Below are 22,600 nucleotides of genomic sequence, written 5' to 3' on the forward strand. Positions count from 1 at the left end.
TAATATATAACTATAGCTGATCCCTATTTGGACAATTAAGACATAAGTAGCTACCTCTAATTCCTACTTGTTAAATAGAGCCTTATTTAGAGGATTTCTCCATACAACCACACAATTTACCGGGTACTTTTGAGTTTAGATAGAGATAAATAAACAACCCAATCCAAAATCATGAAAAAGTATCTACCATTTTTTATCTCGTTATGCGTTACCGTTCTTTCCGCCCAAAAAATGAAAATAATTGAGGGCGACTTCGATTTTCTCAAGGGACAAAAAGAAATTAATGTAGAGTTTGTATATGATAATGTGAAACTCCTTAAAGACAATCTCACCAACGACGAATATGTAAAAAACCACGCCGCTAAATTGGAGGAAGACACCAGGGGCAAGGGCAAATCATGGGAAAAAAGTTGGTACGCCAGCCGAGAGCTTATTTATGCCCCAAAATTTCTAGAATTGATGAACCGGTATTTTCATAAAGACCATGGTATTTATTTTGATCAAGGTCTTGCAGATGCCAAGTACACCCTTATCGTGGATACGGTATGGGTATACCCGGGATGGGATGCCGGCGTAATGAAACAGCCCGCCAAAGTTTCCACGGTCTTGCGTTTTGTAGAAACGGCGAACAAAGGCCGTGTTCTTGCAGAAGTAAACAGCAAGCACGCACCCGGCAATCAGTGGGGGAGCAGTTTTAATAATGAGGACCGTATTGGGGAAGGATATGCCAAAACGGGAAAATCCTTTGCAAAACTAATTTTGAAGAAAGCCTTTTAAAGAAGAAAGAGCTAAACAAAATCCGACAACTACTTTTCGGACAAACGCATCTCCTTTTCAAGATCCGTTATATGGGCTACGGCCTTTACCAGCCGATGGTGATTTTTCACAAAAGGATTGGTCTGGTCCCAAACGTATCCGGCAAGGACCGCACAGATTTGTCTTTTTATCTCAGGATTTTCGGGTTTATGAAAGAAAATCTTTTGTAAGCTGCCGGTATACCATTCCTTTACATAGGTAGTAAACACGGCAACGCCTTTTCGGATATAATTGGAATATTCCGTTTCCCAATTTACATCCTGACCTTTCAGTTCCCTCGCAATAAGTTTGGCGGACAATAGGGCCGATTCCGTGGCAAAAGTGACCCCTGAAGAAAAAACCGGATCCAAAAACTCGGCACTGTTCCCGGTAAGGGCATAGCCCTTGCCATATAACTGCTTAACCGACTTGGAGAAATTCTTTATGATTTTTGGCTCAAACACATACTCCAAATTCTTGAAACGATCATAGTAATAATCTGAAAGCTTCATCATTTCCACCAACTTTTGAGTAGTATCCCCTTCAAAGGAATTTATATAATCCGTCGGTCCTACATAACCAATACTGGTATATCCGTTGGAGAAAGGGATGACCCATAGCCAGGTTTCGGTACTCACTACATCGAACGTAATTAAAGTACCTTCCTTTCCTTCTGGTCGTCTTACATCTTTTACATGGGTGAAAATCGAGGAATGCTTGGGTATCTCAGAGGGTTTGTCCAAATTCAACAATCTGGGCAGTACCCTACCAAAGCCACTGGCATCAATAATGAATTTTGCAGTCAGGTAGGATAGTCCGCCTTGCGCATCCTTTAGGGTAGTGGTAGATCCGGCATCATTGAAGTCAACTTCCACAACTTCCTGCTGAAAACAGATATCAACACCTCTTTCCTGAAGGGTATCGGTCATAGCCTTGTCAAAATCGGCACGTGGTACCTGCCAAGTCCAATCCCACCCCTTGGTATGTTTTTTACTGAAGTCAAAATTGCACACCTCTGGCCCCTTCATAAAGCGAGCTCCCGACTTAATTTCAAATCCATAGGTGTCCAGACAGTCGAAGAGGTCGGTTTCCTTAAAATGGTCCATACACCTAGGCAATAGGCTTTCTCCGATTACAAATCTTGGAAATTTGTTCTTTTCAACTACTTTAATGGTAAATCCTTTACCGTTGAGATAAGAAGCTGCAACACTACCCGATGGCCCCGCCCCAATAATCAAAACATCTACCATTTCCTTCTTCATAGCTCGAATAAAATATAGATTCGCTAATTATTATAAATTTGCAAACCAAATTAACTATTTTTATTTAGTATATAGCCATTAATCAAGTCTGATCCAACCATAGATGCCGAAAATTAAGGGAAAGTTAGGAATAGAGGAATTTTATAGCGTAATCTTTAATGGGGAGTCAATCAGTATAGACCAGACTGTTCTCGCTACTGTTCAAAAAAGCTTTGATTTTCTTAAGGAATTTTCAAAAAATAAAATCATCTATGGCGTAAATACAGGTTTTGGTCCAATGGCCCAATACAAGATAAAGGATTCCGAGCGGACGCAACTACAATATAATCTCATTCGAAGCCACGCCTCCGGTACCGGGAATCCAATTCCGGCGAAGTATGTAAAGGCTGCCATGTTGGCAAGGCTCAATACGTTAAGCTTGGGAAATTCCGGAGTGCATACTTCCGTCATACAGCTAATGATTTCCTTGATCAACAAAGATATTGTTCCCTTAATATATGAGCATGGCGGTGTAGGGGCAAGTGGTGACCTGGTACAATTGGCACATCTGGCATTGGTGTTGATCGGGGAAGGGGAAGTATACTATAATGGGGATTTAAGATCTACACAAGAAGTATTTGAAATTGAAGGACTAAAGCCCATATCGGTAGAAATACGGGAAGGATTGGCCTTGATAAACGGCACGTCCGTTATGACGGGTATAGGCGTCGTAAATACCATTTATACCCGTAGGTTATTGGAATGGATGATTGCCTGCTCATCTGCCATAAACGAAATAGTCCAAGCTTATGATGATCACCTGTCCCATGACTTGAATGAGACCAAGAAACATCAGGGCCAACGTGAAATAGCCCGTGCTATGCGCAGCCATTTGAAGGACAGCACACTGACGAGAAAACGGGAACACCATTTATATACGGATAACAATGGGATTACCATCTTTGAGGAAAAAGTACAAGAATACTACTCCCTACGATGCGTTCCCCAAATATTGGGTCCCGTTCTGGATACTTTGAACGATGTGGAACGGATTATGATAGAGGAAGTGAACTCGGCTAATGATAATCCCATAGTGAACGTGGAAAAAGAGCATGTTTACCACGGTGGGAATTTTCACGGGGACTATGTTTCGTTGGAAATGGACAAGCTGAAAATTGTGGTTACCAAAATGAGCATGCTGGCCGAGCGACAATTAAACTACTTAATGAATTCAAAGCTAAACGACATACTTCCTCCATTTGTGAATCTCGGAAAATTAGGGTTGAATTTTGGGATGCAAGGTGTGCAATTTACCGCTACCAGCACTACGGCAGAGAACCAGATGCTTTCAAACCCCATGTATGTGCATAGCATCCCTAATAATAATGATAACCAAGATATTGTAAGTATGGGCACCAATGCCGCAATGATTACCAAGAAAGTCATTGAAAATGCCTTTGAGGTCATTGCCATCGAACTCATAACTGTAGTACAGGCCATTGAATATTTAAAGGTGCAGGGCCAAGTCTCTTCGAAGACAAAGAAAATGTACGATGCCATACGGGCCATAGTACCGCCATTCCAGGAAGATCTGGTAATGTACCCCTATGTAAATCAAGTAAAGGATTTTATCACTAACCATAAAAACAGTTAGCATCATGAAAACAAAAAGAGTTATGAAAATTGCATTGACACTAGTCCTTGGTATGTTCTTGGGGATGGTAAATTTGTCGGCACAAGAACTTGCCTTGGTCCGGGAAGACGGTAAGTTTGGTTATATAGACAAGTCGGGGGCCTATGTAATCCAACCAAAATTTGAAAAAGCTAAGAGTTTTTCGGGTCCGTATGCCATGGCGGAAAAGGATGGTAATTGGGGGTACATCAATGCCTCCGGGGAATGGGCCATTGAACCAAAATACGATAAAGCGAAAAAGTTCAACTCAGGTCGTGCCATGGTCAATACAAATGATGCGTGGGGCTATATAGATGGATCAGGAAATCCGCTTAATGTCCCTGCTGCCGAAAAGTACTATGATTTCAATGACGGGGTCGCCATAATTAAGAGGGATGATAAAGTTGGTCTATTAGGAACAGATGGAAAGTTTATTTTGGAGCCGAAGTTCGACGAAATAAAAAATTTCCATCACGGTGGGGCCAAAGTTCGGAACGGGGATCTTTGGGGAATGATAGACCAAAAAGGAGAGCTTACTATTCCTATCGAATACAAAGAGTTGGGATTTAATCATCCTAGCGGAGTTTGGGGCAGAAAAGGTGATGATTTCGGAATTGTGGCAAACGGTCAACTAAAAGTGATTCCTGGTGTGGACAGAATCTGGAATTTCCATGATGGATCCAATTTTACCTATGCCAGAAAGAACAAAAAATTGGGGTATGTGAACAATCAAGGGGAATGGGTAATAGAACCAAAGTTTGATAAGGCCAGAGCCTTTAAAAATGGTTTGGCTCCCGCGGCCCAAAGCAAAAAATGGGGCTATATCAACGAAAAAGGTGAGACGATAATCGATTTTCAATATAGGGATGCCGAAGTTTTCTCCAATGATGGCCTGGCACCTGTAAAAGATAAAGACTGGGGATTTATAGATACTTCTGGAAATTTGATAATTCCCATGGATTATGATATCTCCGTAGGTCTCGCTTTTTTTCAGAGTGGGGAAGATAAGGGTTTCATTGGTGGTGTTTCCCGGGTAAAGACCAAAAAAGGATGGGGCTATTTGGACAAGGATGGAAAACTTCTGGGCAACAAATGGTATCAAAATGCCGAACTTTTTGTTGATACCAGCAAGTAATTTATACGTACCGTGAATGGGAGAAACTAAAAAGTGTGCCCTTGTAACAGGGGGTTCTAGGGGAATAGGCCGTGCCATTTGCATTCAATTGGCCAAAGATGCCGATTACCATATACTGATCAATTATAATAGCAACGTTGAGGCCGCCCAGGAAACTCTAGAACGAGTACACGAAGTTGGGGGTTCTGCTGAACTTCTACCATTCAATGTAGTGGATGCCGAGGCCGTAAAAACAACCTTGGATACTTGGCAGGAAAACAATAAGGAAGCCATTATTGAAGTAATCGTTAACAATGCTGGCATTGCCAAAGACGGGCTCTTCATGTGGATGAAACCTGAAGATTGGTCTTCTGTGCTTAACACAAGCCTTAAGGGTTTTTTTAACGTAACCAACCATTTGATTCAAAAACTCTTGGTCAACAGATATGGTAGAATTATAAACATGGTTTCCGTTTCTGGTCTGAAAGGAACTTCCGGCCAGGTTAATTATTCCGCTGCAAAAGGAGGACTTATTTCTGCCACCAAGGCCCTTGCACAAGAAGTAGCCAAAAGAAACGTTACTGTAAATGCAATAGCGCCAGGATTTATCAAAACTGATATGACAAGTGAGATGGATGAAAAGGAGTTGAAAAAAATGATTCCCGTCAATCGATTTGGAGAAGCTGAAGAAGTGGCTCATCTTGTTTCGTTTTTGATTTCCAAAAAGGCATCTTATATTACCGGTGAGGTAATTGGCATTAATGGCGGTATTTATTCTTAAAATATTTATTGGCAATGCAACGAGTGGTAATCACAGGTATGGGTATTTATTCCTGCATAGGCAAGAACTTGGAGGAGGTAAAGACCTCGTTATACGAGGGAAAATCCGGGATTGTTTATGATGAACAAAGGAAGACCTTTGGCTATAGGTCCCCTTTAACAGGACATGTGGAATTACCGAACCTCAAAAGCCAGCTTTCCAGAAGACAACGTGTTAGTATGGGCGAGGAAGCGGCGTATGCCTATGTAGCCACTATGGAAGCTTTGAAGAATGCCAATATCCCCTTGGAATATATGGACACCAATGAGGTGGGTATTATTTACGGCAATGACAGTACGGCAAAATCGGTAATTGAATCCATAGATATCATCCGTGAAAAAAAAGATACCACCCTGGTAGGTTCGGGAGCTATTTTTAAGGCGATGAATTCTACGGTAACCATGAACCTTTCCACTATTCTTAAACTCAAGGGTATAAACCTTACACTTAGCGCTGCCTGTGCCAGTGGATCACATTCCATTGGTATGGCGTATCAATTGATCAAAAGCGGGCTTCAGGATTGTATTATTTGTGGTGGTGCACAGGAAATTAATCATTTGGCCATGGCCAGTTTTGACGGGCTCGGGGTATTTGCAGTAAATACAGAAAATCCCGAAAAAGCCTCTCGCCCCTTCGACAAAAGTAGGGACGGATTGGTTCCCAGTGGCGGGGCGGCCACACTTATATTGGAGAGTTATGAATCCGCCCAGGAGCGAGGTGCTCCCATTTTTGGCGAAGTTGTGGGCTACGGTTTTTCCTCAAATGGAGCGCATATTTCAACTCCGAATGTAGATGGACCTTCCTCAGCCATGAAAAAAGCCCTGAAGGATGCAAATATGAACGCCTCGGCCGTGGATTATATAAATGCCCACGCGACCTCAACCCCTGTTGGCGATGCCAATGAGGCCAAGGCATTATTTGAAGTTTTCGGAACGGATTACCCATATGTAAGCTCTACTAAATCCATGACAGGTCATGAGTGCTGGATGGCCGGTGCAAGTGAGGTGGTATACGCTACGCTTATGATGCAACATTCCTTTATTGCCCCCAATATTAATCTGCAGGAAACCGATGAGGATTCTTCCAAATTAAACATCGTTAAGAAAACCTTAAATAAAAAAATTGACGTATTTTTGTCCAATTCATTCGGTTTTGGTGGCACCAATTCCGCATTGATCGTTAAAAAATGCTGTTGAAAATGACTAAAGAGGTTATTATTGGAAAAATCGATGACTTCCTTATAGACGAATTTGAAGTAGAGGAAGAGGATATTGCACCGGAGGCCAACCTTAAGGAGACCTTGGAACTGGATAGTCTCGATTTTGTGGATTTGGTGGTGGCAGTAGAAAGCAACTTTGGCGTTAAACTGGTCGGAGAGGATTTCGTAAACATAATAACACTTCAGGATTTCTACGACCTCATCGAGCGAAAATTGGACTGATCGTTCTCAAAACTTATCCATGGCAGCGGAATGGGAAGGAAAATCCAGAGGTACCGTCCTAGGCTATAAAATTTTTATCTTTTTCATTAAAAGTTTAGGAATCCGCGCCTCGTATTTCCTATTGTATTTTGTTATCCTCTATTTCTGTCTTTTTTCCTGGAAAAACACAAAAGCAATCTATTACTATCTCAACCAAAGACTGGGATATTCGCATCTGAAAAGTTTTTTTGGAATATATAAGAGCTACTATTCCTTTGGCCAGACGTTAATAGATAAGACGGCAATAGGGTCGGGTCTTCGGGATAAGTTTACCTATGAATTTGACGGTATCGAGAACATTAAAAACCTACTAGCGAACGGCGAGGGAGGTATTCTGATCAGTGCCCATGTTGGAAATTTCGAGATAGCCGAATTCTTTTTTGAGGATATAGATACGCATTCCCAGATCAATTTGGTGACCACGGATGCGGAGCATGAGCATATAAAGGAATATCTTGAAAGTGTTACCTCAAAATCAAAAATCAAGTTTATACTTGTTCGGGAAGATCTTTCGCATATTTTTGAAATTAACGTAGCCTTGGGAAAGGGAGAGTTGGTCTGTTTTACAGGTGACCGCTATTTTGTAGGGCAAAAGACATTGGAGGAGACGCTTTTGGACGAGAAGGCCGAATTTCCGGCCGGTCCGTTCCTATTGGGTTCTCGACTTAAGGTTCCCGTTTTGTTCGTATACGTTATGAAGGAGACCGCCAAGCATTATCACCTTTTTGCAAGAAAAGCAAAGGTGAAAAACAGGGATGCCCAAGGCTTATTGAAAGAATACACCAAAAGCGTAGAATGGATTTTGGGGAAATATCCCTTACAATGGTTCAATTATTTTGACTTTTGGAAAAGAAAAGAAAATACATGAAGGAAGTACTGGTCGTCTATTATTCCCAAACCGGGCAGTTATTGGATATTCTGGAAAATATGGTTTCCCCCTTAAAACAGGATAACATAGCTGTTTCCTATTATAGAATTATCCCAAACGAACCCTATGAATTTCCATGGGATAAGGAAAAATTTTTCGATTGCTTCCCGGAATCATTTTTACAGATACCCTCTGGGTTTCACCCCCCCGAAGAAGAAATTCTAAGGAAAAAATACGATTTGGTCATTTTGGGCTATCAGGTATGGTACCTTACCCCTTCCATTCCTATCAATTCTTTTTTAATATCCGATATTGGGAAATCGCTTTTAAGGGATAGACCGGTAATGACCGTTGTTGCCTGTAGGAATATGTGGATACAGGCACAGGAAAAGATGAAAAGACTACTGGTCCAAGCAGAGGCCAAACTTGTGGGTCATATTGCACTCGTAGATCGCCATATCAATCATATCAGCGTTATAACCATTTCACATTGGATGTTATCCGGAAAAAAAGACAGGTATCTGGGTATTTTCCCAAAACCTGGGGTTTCCGATAAAGACATCAAGGAAGCTATCAAATTTGGAGCACCTATCAAAGAGGCCCTTCTTGTTGAGGACTTTTCAAATTTGCAGGAAAATCTTCTAAAGCTGGGTGCGGTTCGCATCAACCCATATTTAGTGCTTACGGATAAAAGAGGCAATGTATTATTCTCCAAATGGGCCAACCATATTATTAAAAAAGGAGGACCTGGAGAACCACCACGACTCAAATGGATCAGAATATTCAAATATTATTTGTTATTTGCGATCTGGGTCATAGCACCAATAGTTTTTATTGTATTTTTGCTCACTTATTTGCCCCGGTACCAGAGGAGGAAAGAAGATAAAGCCTATTATTCCTCAGTAGCGCTAAAGGAAAATAGATGAAGGACGTTTATATAACACGAATAGCCAAGTTTTTACCGAATGATCCGGTGGATAATGACGGAATGGAGGAAAAGCTAGGGATTTTAGACGGTAAGACTTCAAAGGCCAGACGAATAGTATTACGCAACAATAGGATAAAAACACGGTATTACGCCTTAGACGACAAGGGTAAGGTCACTCATAATAATGCCCAGTTGACCAAAGAAGCCATTGAGCTCTTGTGTGATGACGATTTCAAGATTCAGGATATCCAATTACTTTCCTGTGGCACCTCCAGCCCAGATCAAATATTACCATCCCATGCCGCTATGGTCCATGGTTTTCTAAAGAATGGCAATATGGAGATCAACTCGGTCTCTGGTGCTTGTTGTTCGGGAATGAATGCATTGAAATACGGGTATCTTTCTGTTAAGGCCGGACAAATAGAAAGAGCAGTCTGTGCAGGCTCAGAACGTAGTTCTACTTGGTTGAAGTCAGAGGTTTACGAGGACGAAATAGAACATTTGAAGGAATTGAACGGAAACCCCATATTATCCTTCAATAAGGAATTTTTGCGTTGGATGTTATCCGACGGGTCTGGAGCAGTTTTGCTGGAACCCGATCCTAAAGGCAAAACACCGTTAAAAATTGAATGGATGGAGGGCTATTCCTATGCTTTTGAACTTGAGGCCTGTATGTATGCCGGGGGTGATAAAGAAGAAAATGGGCACCTAAGACCTTGGAGCGAATTTCCTGCCAATGACTGGAGCAAAAAATCTGTGTTTGCCGTAAAGCAGGATACCCGATTGTTGGGCGAATATATTTTGGAGAAAGGCGTAAACAGTCTAAAATTAACCTACGAAAAATACGGTATAGGCCCAGATGATGTAGATTATTATTTGCCTCATATTTCATCATACTATTTTAAGGATGGACTGTACAATGAAATGAAGCGTCAAGGGATAGAGATGCCCTTAAACAAATGGTTTCTTAATCTCGAAAATGTGGGTAATGCGGGGGCAGCGTCTATTTATATGATGTTAGAGGAATTGGTACAATCGGGAAAACTTAAGAAAGGGGACAAAATATTGCTACACGTTCCGGAAAGTGCCCGATTTTCCTACACCTATGCTTATTTGACCGTGAGTTAAATGAACCTTCTCAAAGACCCCATAACCGATCAAGACTTCCTGCTCGGGCTGATTCCCCAGAAACATCCTTTTGTAATGGTGGATAAATTATTTTACTTTTCCCCTGAAAAAATAGTATCCGGATTTAACATAACGCAAGAAAATCTGTTTACGAGTAACGAGATGTTCAAAGAACCCGGACTTATCGAAAACATGGCACAAACTGTGGCCCTACATACCGGATATCATTATTTTTTAAAAAACCAAGATGCCCCAATGGGGTATATCGGTGCCATTGCAAAGGTGGAAATCGATTCCCTTCCCCGCTTAGGACAGGAACTTAGGACAACGGTCCATATCCTTCATGATATTATGGGAGTTACTTTGGTAGAGTCACAGATTGAATGTGACGGATCCCTGATAGCAACCGGTAAAATGAAAACCGTATTGGCCAATAGGTGAAGAATGCACGCCTACATATCGATATTAAAAAATTCCTTCCGCATAGGGAACCTATGCTCATGGTTAATACCATGCCCTATCTTGATGCCGATTCGGTAGTGACCGAATTCCATATAACCGAGGATTGTATTTTTGTGGACAAGGGCAGGCTTTCGGAAACAGGACTTATTGAAAATGCGGCCCAGGCCTGTTCGGCTATTGTAGGACAAAGCTATTTTGAAACGGACGATCTAGAGGGAAAGGGCAACAAAGTCATAGGATACATCAGTGCTATAAAAAAAGTTGAAATCTTTCAACTGCCTACCGTCAACGAAACTTTGATAACAAAAGCAAAATTAATCTCCCGTTACGATACGGAAGAGCTCAGTATCTGTACCATTACAGGCTCCATTTTTAGAAAAGATGATTTAATCGTAGATTGTACTCTGAATTTTCTAATCCATGAAGTCCAATGAAAAAGGGCGAAGTGCCTCAGCACAAAAGCATACTTGAATCTGCCAATCTCCGGGAAATGTGCTATGCCGTGGACGAAAATGGGGAATACACCACTGCACTGAGCACTGGCTGGGATCCCAAAACCATTGCCCTTGAAAATGCGTTAAAGGAAATTGAGGAACGCGTGGAAACCGCAAAGCAACGTGTACTTGCCAATGAAGCCAGCCCTATTGTTTATTATATGGAACTCCATAAAATGGATTTAGGTATCCTAGCGAGTTATGTAGGGCTTTGGAAATGGCGCGTAAAACGACATTTTAAACCCTCGGTCTTTAAAAGATTAAGCCCTGGAACACTACAAAAATATGCCGATGTCTTTGACATTACCATTGAAGAACTAGTGCATATACACCCTTGAAAAATGCAAATAGATTTTACACATAAACAGTCCGCCCATTGTGAAAACGGGGTGGTATCCAACCTCATGCGGCACAACGGATTTGAGGTGAGCGAGCCCATGGTATTCGGAATAGGATCCGGACTTCTCTTCAGCTACCTTCCTTTCCTAAAGGTCAATTATGCTCCGGTTTTCACCTATAGGGTAATGCCCGGACTTATTTTCAACCGGTTTGCCAAACGTGTGGGTATAAAAGTGAAAAGGGAGAAATTCAAAAAAACAGAGGACGCCCGAAAAAGATTGGATGCAAATCTGGCAAACAACAATCCAGTAGGGCTTCAGGTAGGGGTGTTTCAACTCCCCTATTTCCCTGAGGAGTATCGCTTCCACTTCAATGCACATAATATGGTGGTATATGGAAAGCAAGGGGATACCTACCTCATCAGCGATCCCGTAATGGAAGACGTGACCACGCTTACGGATAGGGAACTGGAAAAGGTACGATTTGCCAAGGGAGCTTTCGCGCCTAAAGGCCACATGTACTACCCTATTGCCTTCCCAGAGACCCTGAGTCTGGAAAAAGCGATCGTAAAGGGGATAAAGCATACCTGTAGGGATATGACCGCTCCTGTACCCATTGTAGGGGTAAGGGCCATGCGCTGGGTTGCCAAAAACATTCGCAAATGGCCTCAAAAATTGGGAGCCAAGAAAGCTAACCATTATTTAGGTCAAATTGTACGTATGCAAGAGGAAATCGGTACGGGTGGTGGAGGATTTCGGTATATTTATGCTGCATTTTTACAGGAAGCCGGTAAAGTGCTGAAAAACGAAAAGCTCAAGGATTTTTCAAAGGAAATGACCGAAATTGGAGATCAATGGCGTGATTTTGCCCTTGAAGCTTCCCGCGTGTATAAAAATCGTAGTGTGCAAACAGACGCCTATAACAAGGTGGCGGACCAATTACTGGATTTGGCCAAAAGAGAGGAAGCTTTTTTTCAGGCCTTGCGCAAGGCAGTTTAAAGGTTCTTAATTACTGAAACGCATCCGTTCTTTTGGAAATATGATAGCCCATGATTCAAATCGACCAACTATCCAAAAAATATAAGGGAGCAGATTTTTATGCGGTCAAGGATTTAAGCCTTACGGTACATGAAAAGGAGATTTTTGGTTTGTTGGGCCCAAACGGTGCGGGTAAGACCACTTTGATTTCTATGTTGAGTTCACTGCTAAAACCAACTTCCGGATCCTTTTCCATAAACGGACTGGACTTCCAAGAAAGTAAAAATGAACTAAAACAACATATTGGTATCGTTCCCCAAGAGTATGCGCTATATCCCTCTTTGACTGCCTTTGAGAACTTGCGTTATTTTGGAAGTATGTACGGGCTAAAGGGCGATTCACTCCAGGAAAATATTATATCGAATCTAAAAACACTGGGGCTTTATGACTTTGCCCACAAGAGGATACGAACCTTCTCCGGAGGAATGAAAAGGCGCATCAACCTTATTACCAGCATTCTACATCATCCCAAAGTGTTGTTCCTGGATGAACCCACCGTAGGGGTAGATGTGCAATCCAAAAGTGTTATTCTGGAGCATTTAAAAAATTTGAATGGTCAAGGCACCACTATCATATATACCTCACACCATCTGAATGAAGCCGAGCATTTCTGTACACGAGTGGCGATTATAGACCATGGGAAAGTTGTGTGTAAAGGGGTACCGCAAGACTTGGTTGTTGAACAAAAGGGAGCGCATAATCTCGAAGAGGTATTTCTTGCCCGAACCGGAAAAGCATTGCGAGACTATGCATAGGCTTTGGGCATCCACATATAAGGAATTTTTGCTGTTGATCCGGGATTTAGGCGGATTAGCCATTCTCTTCCTGATGCCTTTGGTTTTGTTGGTGGTCATTACCTTGGTACAGGACAGTACCTTTAAGACTGTTAAGGAAACCAAGATTCCAATTCTAATGGTAGACCAGGATAGTGGAACGGTGTCCGAAAGTATCCATGAAAGCCTATCAAAAAGCAATTCCCTTGAAATTATCAAAAAATCCTCAGAAACAGAGGCTCTTGAACTGGTACAAAAGGGAGATTATCAACTGGCCATAATCATCCCGAAAGGGCTATCCAGGGACATGGATAAAAAGGTAACGGCTAATGTAAATGGTATCATGACCAGATTAGGATTGGAAGAAGATTCGGTCTCCACGGCCATAAAAATTGAGCCTAAGGAAATCCGGCTTTATTTTGATCCTGCCACCCAACTGTCCTTTAAAAGTTCCATAAAAAATGGAATCGATAAAATGGTTTCAAAAATTGAGACCAGAACCATTTATGAAGCATTTCAGGAACAGTTGACAGAGGATGACTCGGAAATTATCTTTGATACCGAAAGTTTTATCACTTTTGCCGAAATCGTTCCGGGAGGGAATAAGAATCCAATTCCAAACTCTACCCAACATAATGTTCCTGCTTGGACCCTTTTTGCTATCTTTTTTATTATCCTTCCCCTTTCCATCAATATGGTGAAGGAAAAGAACCAAGGTACCTTTATACGTCTTCGTACCCAACCGGTTTCCTATGCAACGGTTTTGGGAGGCAAGACCTTGGTGTTTTTATTGGTTTGCCTAATTCAGTTTTCCTTAATGTTATTCATAGGCATCTTTTTATTCCCTTTCCTTGGGCTACCACAACTGGATGTCTCTGGCAAGTTGCCCTTGTTGTATCTTACCGCCTTCTTTGCAGGTCTCGCAGCTATTGGATTGGGGCTTTTGGTAGGGACCGTTGCCAAATCCCAGGAGCAATCTGCCCCCTTTGGTGCCACTTTGGTAGTTATTTTGGCAGCATTGGGGGGAGTTTGGGTGCCTGTTTTCGTAATGCCTCCAACTATGCAGTTACTTTCCAACATCTCACCTATGAATTGGGGACTAAATGCCTTCTATGATGTATTTTTGCGCAATGTAGGGGTCTCGGAAATCATTCCTGAGATTTCATTGTTGCTTGGATTTTTTATTTTGAGTACCCTAATCGCAATCATGTACTATGAGCAAAAAAATGCGGTCTAAACCTAGGAAGGAAATCAGCTATACAAGCCGGATACGTGTACGGTTTGTTGAGACCGATCCCCTGGGTATCGTTTGGCACGGCAATTATATCCAATATTTTGAGGATGGTAGGGAAGCTTTCGGAAGACATCATGGGATATCCTATTTGGATCAGAAAGAGCATAATTTTTCCACCCCCATTGTAAAATCGAATAGCGAACACAAACTCCCTTTGCGTTATGGGGACGTGGCCACGATCAAAACTATCTATATAGATTCTCCGGCAGCGAAGATGATGTTCCGATATGAAATTTATAATCCGAAGGATGAACTGGTCTGTACAGGGGAAACGGTTCAGGTGTTTGTTGAGCTTGGCGGCGAAATGTCCCTGACCATCCCGGACTTCTTTTTGGCATGGAAGAAAAAAGTTGGGTTGGTGGATGAGTAAAGTATATGTATCACATAACACCATTGTTTCTTCCTTAGGTTATGATAGCCTCTCTGTGGTCCAGAAAATAAAGGATGGACGTTCAGGACTTCAAACTATAAGTGATATAAAACTACTTGATCAACCCATCTGCGCATCTATAGTGGATACCAGAAAATTACCAAATATAGCTAAGGAACCAAATCTAGAAGAAAAATATACACGCCTAGAGCAAATGTTATTGGTTTCCTTGGGAAATGTAATTCAGGCATCACAAATTGAATTAACGGACAGGGTAGGGCTTATTATTTCCACTACAAAAGGTAATATAGATGTTTTGGACCACGATAGCCCGTTTCCCAGGGAACGGGCTTATTTGGCCGAATTGGGGAAGGTCCTAAAGGATTTTTTCGGATTTAAGACCAGCCCCATAGTCCTTTCCAATGCATGTGTCTCCGGGCTATTGGCCATTGCTGCCGCCAAAAAACTAATTGCACAGGATTGTTTTGATCATGTATTTATTACCGGTGGTGATTTAGTCTCTAAATTTACCCTTTCGGGTTTTAACGCGTTTCAGGCCTTGAGTGCCGAACCCTGTAGACCCTATGACAAAAACCGTTCGGGTATCAATATTGGGGAAGTGTCCGCAAGTGCTCTGATAACGAAGGACAATACGAACCTTGCCAAGGAATCCGTGGTCATCTTAGGAGATGCCTCGTGCAATGATGCCAATCATATCTCCGGCCCCTCAAGGACTGGTGAAGGTCTATATCGTAGTGTAAAACTTGCTCTGAAGGAAGCAAAATCGAAACCCGAAGGCGTTGATTTTATTTCTGCACATGGTACGGCCACCCTGTTCAATGACGAAATGGAGGCCATCGCCTTCAACCGGCTAAACCTTCAAAACACTCCATTGAACAGTCTGAAAGGGTTTTTTGGCCACACCCTGGGTGCCTCAGGTCTCCTGGAAACAATTGTAGGTATGCACTCCCTACACCAAAATACGCTCTTTGCCTCCCAGGGATTTGAGGAAATAGGCGTATCACAACCTATTAACGTCATTAAAAAAACGGAGCCCAAACCAATGGACACCTTCCTAAAGACGTCATCAGGGTTTGGAGGTTCCAATACGGCCATCGTTTTTAAAAAGGTATCGGAATGATGGAAAAAGAATATTTTATATCCTCCTATTGCCATATCAGGAACAATACCATTTCGCTAAACGGGACGACGCTTTATCAAGAGCAACACCCAGATTTTAAATCCCTGGCAAAATCGGCCTACAGATACTTCAAAACCGACTATTCCAAGTTTTTCAAAATGGATAATCTAAGCAAATTAGGGTTTTTGGCGGCGGATATCCTCTTAAAAAATGAAGGTATTCTCCCTGAAAATGAAGAGAATATCGCCATTGTACTCAGTAATAGGGCATCAAGCCTGGATACGGACAGAAAGCATTGGGAATCCATTCGCAACCCTGATACTTATTATCCCAGTCCGGCTATTTTTGTATACACGCTTCCCAATATCTGTATCGGGGAAATTAGTATCCGGCACAAACTTTATTCTGAAAATAGTTTTTTTATCTTTGACGAATTTAATCCAAGCCATCTGTTCTCATATGCGAACGGCTTATTGGATATGCAAAAAGCAGAAAAGGTACTATGTGGTTGGGTAGATTTTGATGGCCCCGATTATGAGGCTTTTTTATACCTAGTGAACAAAAAGGGGGCCATTGAACATAGTATTGAGGAAATAACCCGATTATTTTAAACCCATATGGAGGCATTGAAAGAAGAATTGAAGTCAAAAATCATAGAGCAGCTAAACCTAGAAGATGTTTCGGTGGATGAAATCGCGGACGACGATCCCCTTTTCGGGGACGGACTGGGATTGGACTCCATAGATGCATTGGAGCTTATTGTAATGCTCGATAAGGACTACGGAATAAAATTGGCCGACCCCAAGGAGGGGAAAAAAATCTTCGAATCAGTCGGGACCATGGCAGATTATATCACACAGCACAAGACCAAATAATATTTACCCACTTCACCTTTCGTTTTTTGTACATTCGTAACAAAGCGTTTTCAGTTAAAGAATATGGGCAAGGGCATCGCCATAACTGGTATGGGAATCATTTCTGCCATTGGGAACAATGTGGAGGAAAACTACAGGTCCCTGATTGATGGCAAAAAAGGAATCTCAAGAATTTCAAAAATCGATACGGTCCACAAAGATGCCTTAATGGTGGGTGAAATTGATTTCACCAATCAGGAATTAGAGCAATTTCTAGAACTCGGCGGGAGCCATAATTATTCTCGCAGTGCCTTATTGGGGGCATTTGCGGCCAAACAAGCCGTTTCAAACGCGAACATTACCCATATAAATTCATATAAAACAGGCTTGGTATCCGCCACTACCGTGGGTGGTATGGACAAGACCGAGCAATACTATTATGAATACTTCGAAAATAAGGAGGTCCAAAAATATATTGAGGGGCACCATGCCGGGGATTCCACCCAGAAAATAGCGGAGCAATTGGGTCTCCATGGCAGTTTGGTAACCACCATCAGTACAGCCTGTTCCTCAGCTGCGAACGCCATATTACTTGGTGCACGTTTGCTAAAAGCGGGAAAATTGGACAGGGTAATCGTAGGTGGGACGGACGGACTTTCTAAATTTACCTTGAACGGCTTTAAGACCTTAATGATACAATCCGATACGTACAACACTCCTTTTGATGAAAACCGGAAGGGCTTAAATCTAGGTGAGGCAGCGGCTTTTTTAGTCCTGGAATCCGATGAGGTGGTACAAAAGGAAAATAAGGAAGTCCTGGCCTATGTAAAAGGATGGGGGAATGCCAATGATGCCTTTCACCAAACCGCTTCCTCGGACCATGGGGATGGGGCTACCTTGGCCATGCAAAAAGCGTTGAAGGTTGCAGGATCAAAAAGCAATGAAATTGATTATATCAATGCGCATGGAACCGCCACCCCCAACAATGATCTTTCGGAAGGAAGAGCCTTTTTACGGGTTTTTGGCGATACCGTACCGGACTTTAGTTCTACCAAGGCCTATACCGGGCATACGCTGGCAGCAGCCGGAGGCGTGGAAGCCGTCTTTTCCGTTTTGGCCTTACAGCATAATGTGATTTTCCCTAACCTCAATTTCAAAAATCCCATGCAGGAATTTCATCTTACGCCACAGACGGAGCTTAAGAAAAAGAAGTTGCATACCGTACTATCCAATTCATTGGGCTTTGGCGGCAATTGTTCAACCCTTATATTTTCGAAAGAAGCCTAGATGAAACCGGTTTATATCAATAGCGTTGCTTCCATATCGGCCCAAAGGACCTTTGATAATTCGGTCTTTCTGGATGAAATCACCGAGTATACGGATAATGTTATTCGCGTAATAGACCCTAACTACAAGGAATTCATTCCCCCAGCTGCTGCAAGGAGAATGGCAAAAGGAATAAAAATGGGGGTAGCCGCTTCAAAAATTGCCCTAAATGAGGCCAACCTAGAAAATGTGGATGCCATTATTACGGGTACCGGATTGGGTTGCATTGCGGATTCGGAAAAATTCGTCAGCAAGATCATAGATGATAACGAGGAATACCTAACACCCACCTCGTTTATCCAATCTACCCATAATACCGTTGCGGGGCAGATAGCCTTGAGCATAAAGTGTAAAGGCTATAATTTTACCTATGTACATTCCAGTGTCTCCTTTGAATCGGCTCTACTTGATGCCAAATTGCAATTGGAATACGATGAGGCCCAAAACATTCTGGTGGGTGGGGTAGATGAACTGGCCGACCATCACATTAAAATACATAAGTTGGTCGACCATATTAAGGCTGATGTGGTCAATTCAAAGGAACTTTTGGAATCCAATACCGAGGGAGCAGTTTTTGGGGAAGGAGCCAGTTTCTTTGTGCTCTCAAATAAAAAAAGTGACCATACCTATGCACAGGTCTTGGATGTGGCTACCTACAATAGTTTTTCCAAGCAGGAATTGCAGAGTGCCCTTGAGTCTTTTCTACAAGAAAATAGTCTGGAAATTTCCGATATCGATATCGTGGCGATGGGCAACAATGGGGATATAGGCTACGATGGATATTATGACGCATTAAGCCATGGGGTTTTAAAAAATACCGCTCAGACCTATTACAAACACCTGTGCGGCGAGTTCAATACAGCTTCTTCCTTTGGCGCATGGATGGCCGCAAAAATGATAAGGACCCAACACATTCCGGAAGCAATTAAGTTGAACGGAATGGAGCCCTCCAAAATTGGGACAGTGCTCCTGTACAACCAATACCGTGGGGAGAACCACAGTTTTGTTTTACTGCGCGGATGCTGACATTTGTATCTATAAAACGGTTTTTCCTGATTGCCTTAATCGTTCTTTTGGTTGGCGATTGGATGTACAACACCCCTGCGTTCTACTATTGGATTCTTATAAGTATCTTTCTTATCCTTACCGTATTGGGTTCTTTTTTAATCCAATGGAATTTTCACTTAAAATCCCACTGTTCCAATCCGGATATTGACCAAAGCCATATTGCCTTGACCTTTGATGATGGTCCCCATCATGAATATACTTTCCAGGTACTTCAGCTCTTAAAGCAATTTAATGCCAAAGCCACCTTTTTCTGTATCGGAAAACATATGGAACAGCACAGCGATTTGATCAAACAAATTATCGATGAGGGACATACCATTGGCAACCATACCTATTCACATTCCCGAAGGTTTGGGTTCTTTGGTACTAGAAAAGTCATTTCGGAGCTTCAAAAAACCAATAATATCTTTGCCAAGATAACAGGAAAGCAAATACAAATGTACCGTCCGGCTTTTGGCGTAACCAACCCAAGTATTAAAAAGGCCGTTCAGGCTACAGAACTGCAATCTATTGGGTGGAGCATCCGTTCCCTAGATACTACCCTTCTTTCTGAAGACGCCATTCTACATCGGACAACCCCTAAACTTGCCAAAGGAGACATCGTACTGTTCCATGATACCAGTCCCAAAACTATTATTGTTTTGGAACAGTTATTGCTAATTTTGCAGGAGAAAAATTTGCAATCGGTCACCGTTGACCAATTGTTGAACATCAAAGCTTATGCGTAACCTCATTTTCCTATTATGGTTTACCGTATGTAGCGTATATGCACAGTCCGAAATGAGTGCCGGGGATGCCCGGGCATTGGAGGCCAAGGTAAAGAAGACCGCCAATACTACCGAGACCATTACCAGTAGTTTTAGGCAATACAAGCATATGGATTTTCTTTCCAATGATATTGAATCTTTAGGCAAGCTCTCCTTTAAGGCCCCAAATTTGGTTAAATGGGAATATACGGAACCCTTTGCTTATTCGGTCATTTTTGAGGAGGAAACCCTTTACATCAATAACGAGGGCAATAAAAGTGATATGGATATCGGTTCCAACAAGCTCTTTAAACGGCTTAATCAACTAATTACAAACAGTATTAAAGGAGATTTATTCAATACAGATGAATTTCATATCGATTACTTTAAAAAAGGAAATGATAGTGAAGTGCATTTTGCCCCCAAGGACGAAGATTTTGCTTCATTCATCAAGGCCTTTCATATTACATTCAACGGGAATGGGGAAGTGACCGAAGTAAAAATGTTGGAGCCCTCCAATGACTATACCCGTATCGTTTTCACCGACCGAAAAACAAACCAATCCTTGCCCGATGCGGTATTTGCCCATTAGTCTCCTTTTTCTGATCTGGGCTTGTGCTTCCTATCCGGAACGCAATAATTTCCAATCCATGGAAACATCCGGTGGGTCTATAACAAATCCCTATTTTTCCAATCCAAAAAAGGATTATGTATATAAGGCGGACATTAATCTATATAAGAAGAACTTCAGTGGCATCCTTATCTTAAAGAAATTGGGAGTACAGCACCATAGGGTAGTATTTACTACGGAATTAGGAAATACCATTTTCGACTTTTCTTTTAGGGATGGTGACTTTAGGGTAAATCATATCCTTTCGGAGATGAACAAAAAAATGGTCATTAACCTGCTTAAGAAAGATTTCAGAACATTGGTTACGGAGAATCCATCCGTTCTAAATAGGTTTGCATCCGAGGACCGATTCATCTTTGAAACCGAAATGGCCAAGTGGAAAAATTACTATTATACTATAGACCGGAAATTGGAGAAAATCGTTCAAACCAAGAACGGAAAGAAAAAAGTCTCTTTTATATTTTCTTCCGTTGATGCGGAGGTTGCAAAAAATATTCAGATCTTGCACCACAATATAAAGCTGTCCATACGGCTAAAAGCCATTTAAGATGAACAAAGCATTCTTTGGGTTACTAATTTTTCTATTTTCAGGGATAACCTATGCCCAAACCAATATTAGACCAGGGATTCGCTTGGGATTCAATAGTGCCAATATTTCCAATACCACCTTGGACAACAAAATTGGACCCAACGCTGCCATTTTTGTCGATTTCCGTTTTTCCAGGCATTATTCGCTACAGCCAGAAATTATGTATTCCAGACAAGGTGGCAAATCCAATATCCGTACCAACGAAGATTTGGATATCGATTATTTATCATTTGGTGTGGTCAATAAGTTTTTTGTTGCACCTAATCAGGGCCTTCATCTAATTTTGGGCCCTAGCTTGGATTTCGATTTTGAGAATAATCTTATCAATGTTATCAATGAAACTAATGACTCCGATGTTACTCCTTTGGATCTCTCCTTCTTTTTTGGGATAGGCTACGAATTTGATTTTGGTTTGGTCTTGGAAGCCCGGTATAAACAAGGACTGCTGGACATTGATTTATTTGACGAAGATTTTGAGTCCGATTTTTACAGGGGAGAGGGAAATACGCTGAACAATGTATTTCAGTTCGGGGTGGCGTACAAATTTGATTTGCGATAGTATGTTGATAGAAGGACTTTACGTAATAAAGGATTATAAATACGACCAAGGTACGGCTAATGTTACCATACACTTAAACAAGGAGCATCCGATCTTTAAGGGTCATTTCCCAGGAAATCCGGTGATGCCCGGGGTTTGTATGATACAGATCATAAAAGAGCTTACGGAAAAGGCTACAGGGGAGCAGCTTTTTCTAAAGGTTTCTTCCAATATCAAATTTATGGCGATCATAAACCCGGAAGAAAATGACACACTCCAACTAACTTTAAATATTTCCATAAACGAAAGAGAGGTTAAGGTAAAAAATACGACTACATTTCAGGATACCTTGGCATTGAAGCTGAGCGCTACCTTCCAAATACAAGACTAAATGAAATTCGTAGTAGGCCTAATATGTTCCTTGGCCCTTTGGGGAGCATCCACTGACATTTCCGAGCTCCGGAAGACGTATCCCAAAGCCAATGCAAGTGAACAGGTTACCGATAAACTATTTACAGAACTTTCGCCCATATCCAAAACGGACGACGCGGTTCTGGTAGCTTACAAAGGTGCAATATCTACCCTTAAGGCGAAGTATGCACAAGGGTTGCGAAATAAGAAGGATTTTTTTAAATCCGGGGCAGAACTTATTGAATATGCGGTAGCCACAAAGCCTAAAAACATAGAAATACGATGTATCCGCTTAAGTGTTCAGGAAAACTCTCCCAAAGTAGTTGGATACAAGGAAAACATCGAAGAGGACAAAGGGTTTTTATTGCACAACTTTGCGAACGTATCCTCAGAGGAAATTCGGGAGTTCGTTAAAAACTACGCCATGCAATCTTCTGTTTTTGACGCTTCGGAAAAGCAATTGTTTTCGGGTCGGTAATCC

The 22,600-nt window shown here is 41.8% G+C and carries 28 protein-coding genes; 27 read left to right on the top strand and 1 reads right to left on the bottom strand.

The annotated features are described in order from the left end of the window. Positions 1 to 171 precede the first annotated feature (171 nt). The gene (locus D7Z94_RS00575; protein ID WP_120709575.1) at positions 172 to 777 is read left to right on the top strand and encodes a hypothetical protein; all 606 of its coding nucleotides are present in this window, start codon (positions 172 to 174) and stop codon (positions 775 to 777) included. Between the two features lie 29 nt (positions 778 to 806). On the opposite strand, the gene D7Z94_RS00580 is transcribed toward D7Z94_RS00575, so the two are convergent. Then, complete coding sequence (locus D7Z94_RS00580; RefSeq protein ID WP_120709576.1) at positions 807 to 2,057, bottom strand: NAD(P)/FAD-dependent oxidoreductase; 1,251 nt, start codon at positions 2,055 to 2,057, stop codon at positions 807 to 809. 103 nt (positions 2,058 to 2,160) lie between these two features. On the opposite strand from D7Z94_RS00580, the gene D7Z94_RS00585 reads away from it, so the two are divergent. The 26 genes from D7Z94_RS00585 (at position 2,161) to D7Z94_RS00710 (ending at position 22,597) form a co-directional block, all read left to right on the top strand. Then, positions 2,161 to 3,690 carry an HAL/PAL/TAL family ammonia-lyase gene (locus D7Z94_RS00585; RefSeq protein ID WP_120709577.1) on the top strand — a complete coding sequence of 510 codons (1,530 nt, stop codon included), beginning with the start codon at positions 2,161 to 2,163 and terminating at the stop codon, positions 3,688 to 3,690. Positions 3,691 to 3,694: 4 nt separating this feature from the next. Next, positions 3,695 to 4,843 (top strand): WG repeat-containing protein, encoded by a 1,149-nt coding sequence (locus tag D7Z94_RS00590; protein WP_245967114.1) that lies wholly within the window; start codon positions 3,695 to 3,697, stop codon positions 4,841 to 4,843. Between the two features lie 16 nt (positions 4,844 to 4,859). Continuing rightward, positions 4,860 to 5,603, top strand: a complete 744-nt coding sequence (gene fabG / locus D7Z94_RS00595) for a 3-oxoacyl-ACP reductase FabG (protein ID WP_120709578.1) — start codon at positions 4,860 to 4,862, stop codon at positions 5,601 to 5,603. Between the two features lie 14 nt (positions 5,604 to 5,617). Next, complete coding sequence (locus tag D7Z94_RS00600) at positions 5,618 to 6,838, top strand: beta-ketoacyl-[acyl-carrier-protein] synthase family protein (RefSeq protein ID WP_120709579.1); 1,221 nt, start codon at positions 5,618 to 5,620, stop codon at positions 6,836 to 6,838. Positions 6,839 to 6,840: 2 nt separating this feature from the next. Next, entirely contained in the window at positions 6,841 to 7,083 is a 243-nt protein-coding gene (locus tag D7Z94_RS00605) for a phosphopantetheine-binding protein (RefSeq protein ID WP_120710815.1), read from the top strand. A 19-nt stretch (positions 7,084 to 7,102) separates the two neighbouring features. Then, a complete protein-coding gene (locus tag D7Z94_RS00610) occupies positions 7,103 to 7,990 on the top strand; it encodes an LpxL/LpxP family acyltransferase (protein ID WP_120709580.1) in 888 nt (295 codons plus the stop codon). Beyond that, positions 7,987 to 8,916 (top strand): NADPH-dependent FMN reductase family protein, encoded by a 930-nt coding sequence (locus tag D7Z94_RS00615; protein WP_120709581.1) that lies wholly within the window; start codon positions 7,987 to 7,989, stop codon positions 8,914 to 8,916. Before D7Z94_RS00610 ends, D7Z94_RS00615 begins: the two co-directional genes overlap by 4 nt. Continuing rightward, entirely contained in the window at positions 8,913 to 10,046 is a 1,134-nt protein-coding gene (locus D7Z94_RS00620) for a beta-ketoacyl-ACP synthase III (RefSeq protein WP_120709582.1), read from the top strand. Before D7Z94_RS00615 ends, D7Z94_RS00620 begins: the two co-directional genes overlap by 4 nt. Further along, positions 10,047 to 10,487, top strand: a complete 441-nt coding sequence (locus tag D7Z94_RS00625; protein WP_120709583.1) for a hypothetical protein — start codon at positions 10,047 to 10,049, stop codon at positions 10,485 to 10,487. After that, a complete protein-coding gene (locus D7Z94_RS00630; protein ID WP_120709584.1) occupies positions 10,484 to 10,942 on the top strand; it encodes an ABC transporter permease in 459 nt (152 codons plus the stop codon). The genes D7Z94_RS00625 and D7Z94_RS00630 overlap by 4 nt, the downstream gene beginning before the upstream one ends. Then, entirely contained in the window at positions 10,939 to 11,340 is a 402-nt protein-coding gene (locus D7Z94_RS00635) for a hypothetical protein (RefSeq protein ID WP_120709585.1), read from the top strand. Before D7Z94_RS00630 ends, D7Z94_RS00635 begins: the two co-directional genes overlap by 4 nt. Before the next feature lie 3 nt (positions 11,341 to 11,343). Beyond that, a complete protein-coding gene (locus D7Z94_RS00640; protein WP_120709586.1) occupies positions 11,344 to 12,339 on the top strand; it encodes a BtrH N-terminal domain-containing protein in 996 nt (331 codons plus the stop codon). A gap of 50 nt (positions 12,340 to 12,389) precedes the next feature. Continuing rightward, positions 12,390 to 13,133 carry an ABC transporter ATP-binding protein gene (locus tag D7Z94_RS00645; protein WP_120709587.1) on the top strand — a complete coding sequence of 248 codons (744 nt, stop codon included), beginning with the start codon at positions 12,390 to 12,392 and terminating at the stop codon, positions 13,131 to 13,133. Next, on the top strand, positions 13,126 to 14,388 hold the full coding sequence (locus tag D7Z94_RS00650) for an ABC transporter permease (protein WP_120709588.1): 1,263 nt from the start codon (positions 13,126 to 13,128) through the stop codon (positions 14,386 to 14,388). Before D7Z94_RS00645 ends, D7Z94_RS00650 begins: the two co-directional genes overlap by 8 nt. Beyond that, positions 14,378 to 14,815, top strand: a complete 438-nt coding sequence (locus D7Z94_RS00655; RefSeq protein ID WP_245967115.1) for an acyl-CoA thioesterase — start codon at positions 14,378 to 14,380, stop codon at positions 14,813 to 14,815. The genes D7Z94_RS00650 and D7Z94_RS00655 overlap by 11 nt, the downstream gene beginning before the upstream one ends. Then, positions 14,808 to 15,956 carry a beta-ketoacyl synthase N-terminal-like domain-containing protein gene (locus D7Z94_RS00660; RefSeq protein ID WP_120709590.1) on the top strand — a complete coding sequence of 383 codons (1,149 nt, stop codon included), beginning with the start codon at positions 14,808 to 14,810 and terminating at the stop codon, positions 15,954 to 15,956. The genes D7Z94_RS00655 and D7Z94_RS00660 overlap by 8 nt, the downstream gene beginning before the upstream one ends. Continuing rightward, the gene (locus D7Z94_RS00665) at positions 15,953 to 16,567 is read left to right on the top strand and encodes a 3-oxoacyl-ACP synthase (protein ID WP_170158826.1); all 615 of its coding nucleotides are present in this window, start codon (positions 15,953 to 15,955) and stop codon (positions 16,565 to 16,567) included. Before D7Z94_RS00660 ends, D7Z94_RS00665 begins: the two co-directional genes overlap by 4 nt. A gap of 6 nt (positions 16,568 to 16,573) precedes the next feature. Then, positions 16,574 to 16,831, top strand: a complete 258-nt coding sequence (locus D7Z94_RS00670) for a phosphopantetheine-binding protein (protein WP_120709591.1) — start codon at positions 16,574 to 16,576, stop codon at positions 16,829 to 16,831. Positions 16,832 to 16,894: 63 nt separating this feature from the next. Further along, a complete protein-coding gene (locus D7Z94_RS00675) occupies positions 16,895 to 18,097 on the top strand; it encodes a beta-ketoacyl-[acyl-carrier-protein] synthase family protein (protein ID WP_120709592.1) in 1,203 nt (400 codons plus the stop codon). Next, positions 18,098 to 19,162, top strand: a complete 1,065-nt coding sequence (locus tag D7Z94_RS00680) for a beta-ketoacyl synthase N-terminal-like domain-containing protein (protein ID WP_120709593.1) — start codon at positions 18,098 to 18,100, stop codon at positions 19,160 to 19,162. It abuts the gene before it with no gap. After that, positions 19,156 to 19,932 carry a polysaccharide deacetylase family protein gene (locus D7Z94_RS00685; RefSeq protein ID WP_120709594.1) on the top strand — a complete coding sequence of 259 codons (777 nt, stop codon included), beginning with the start codon at positions 19,156 to 19,158 and terminating at the stop codon, positions 19,930 to 19,932. Before D7Z94_RS00680 ends, D7Z94_RS00685 begins: the two co-directional genes overlap by 7 nt. Continuing rightward, positions 19,925 to 20,542, top strand: coding sequence for a LolA family protein (locus D7Z94_RS00690; RefSeq protein WP_120709595.1), 618 nt, complete (start codon positions 19,925 to 19,927; stop codon positions 20,540 to 20,542). The genes D7Z94_RS00685 and D7Z94_RS00690 overlap by 8 nt, the downstream gene beginning before the upstream one ends. After that, positions 20,523 to 21,128 (top strand): hypothetical protein, encoded by a 606-nt coding sequence (locus D7Z94_RS00695; protein ID WP_120709596.1) that lies wholly within the window; start codon positions 20,523 to 20,525, stop codon positions 21,126 to 21,128. Before D7Z94_RS00690 ends, D7Z94_RS00695 begins: the two co-directional genes overlap by 20 nt. Position 21,129: 1 nt before the next feature. Beyond that, positions 21,130 to 21,729 carry a porin family protein gene (locus tag D7Z94_RS00700; RefSeq protein WP_120709597.1) on the top strand — a complete coding sequence of 200 codons (600 nt, stop codon included), beginning with the start codon at positions 21,130 to 21,132 and terminating at the stop codon, positions 21,727 to 21,729. A 1-nt stretch (position 21,730) separates the two neighbouring features. Beyond that, complete coding sequence (locus D7Z94_RS00705) at positions 21,731 to 22,099, top strand: hotdog family protein (RefSeq protein ID WP_120709598.1); 369 nt, start codon at positions 21,731 to 21,733, stop codon at positions 22,097 to 22,099. Next, a complete protein-coding gene (locus tag D7Z94_RS00710; protein WP_120709599.1) occupies positions 22,100 to 22,597 on the top strand; it encodes a hypothetical protein in 498 nt (165 codons plus the stop codon). Positions 22,598 to 22,600 lie beyond the last annotated feature (3 nt).

Origin of the sequence: Ulvibacterium marinum (genome assembly GCF_003626755.1) — a bacterium.
GTDB classification, from domain to species: Bacteria; Bacteroidota; Bacteroidia; order Flavobacteriales; family Flavobacteriaceae; genus Ulvibacterium; species Ulvibacterium marinum.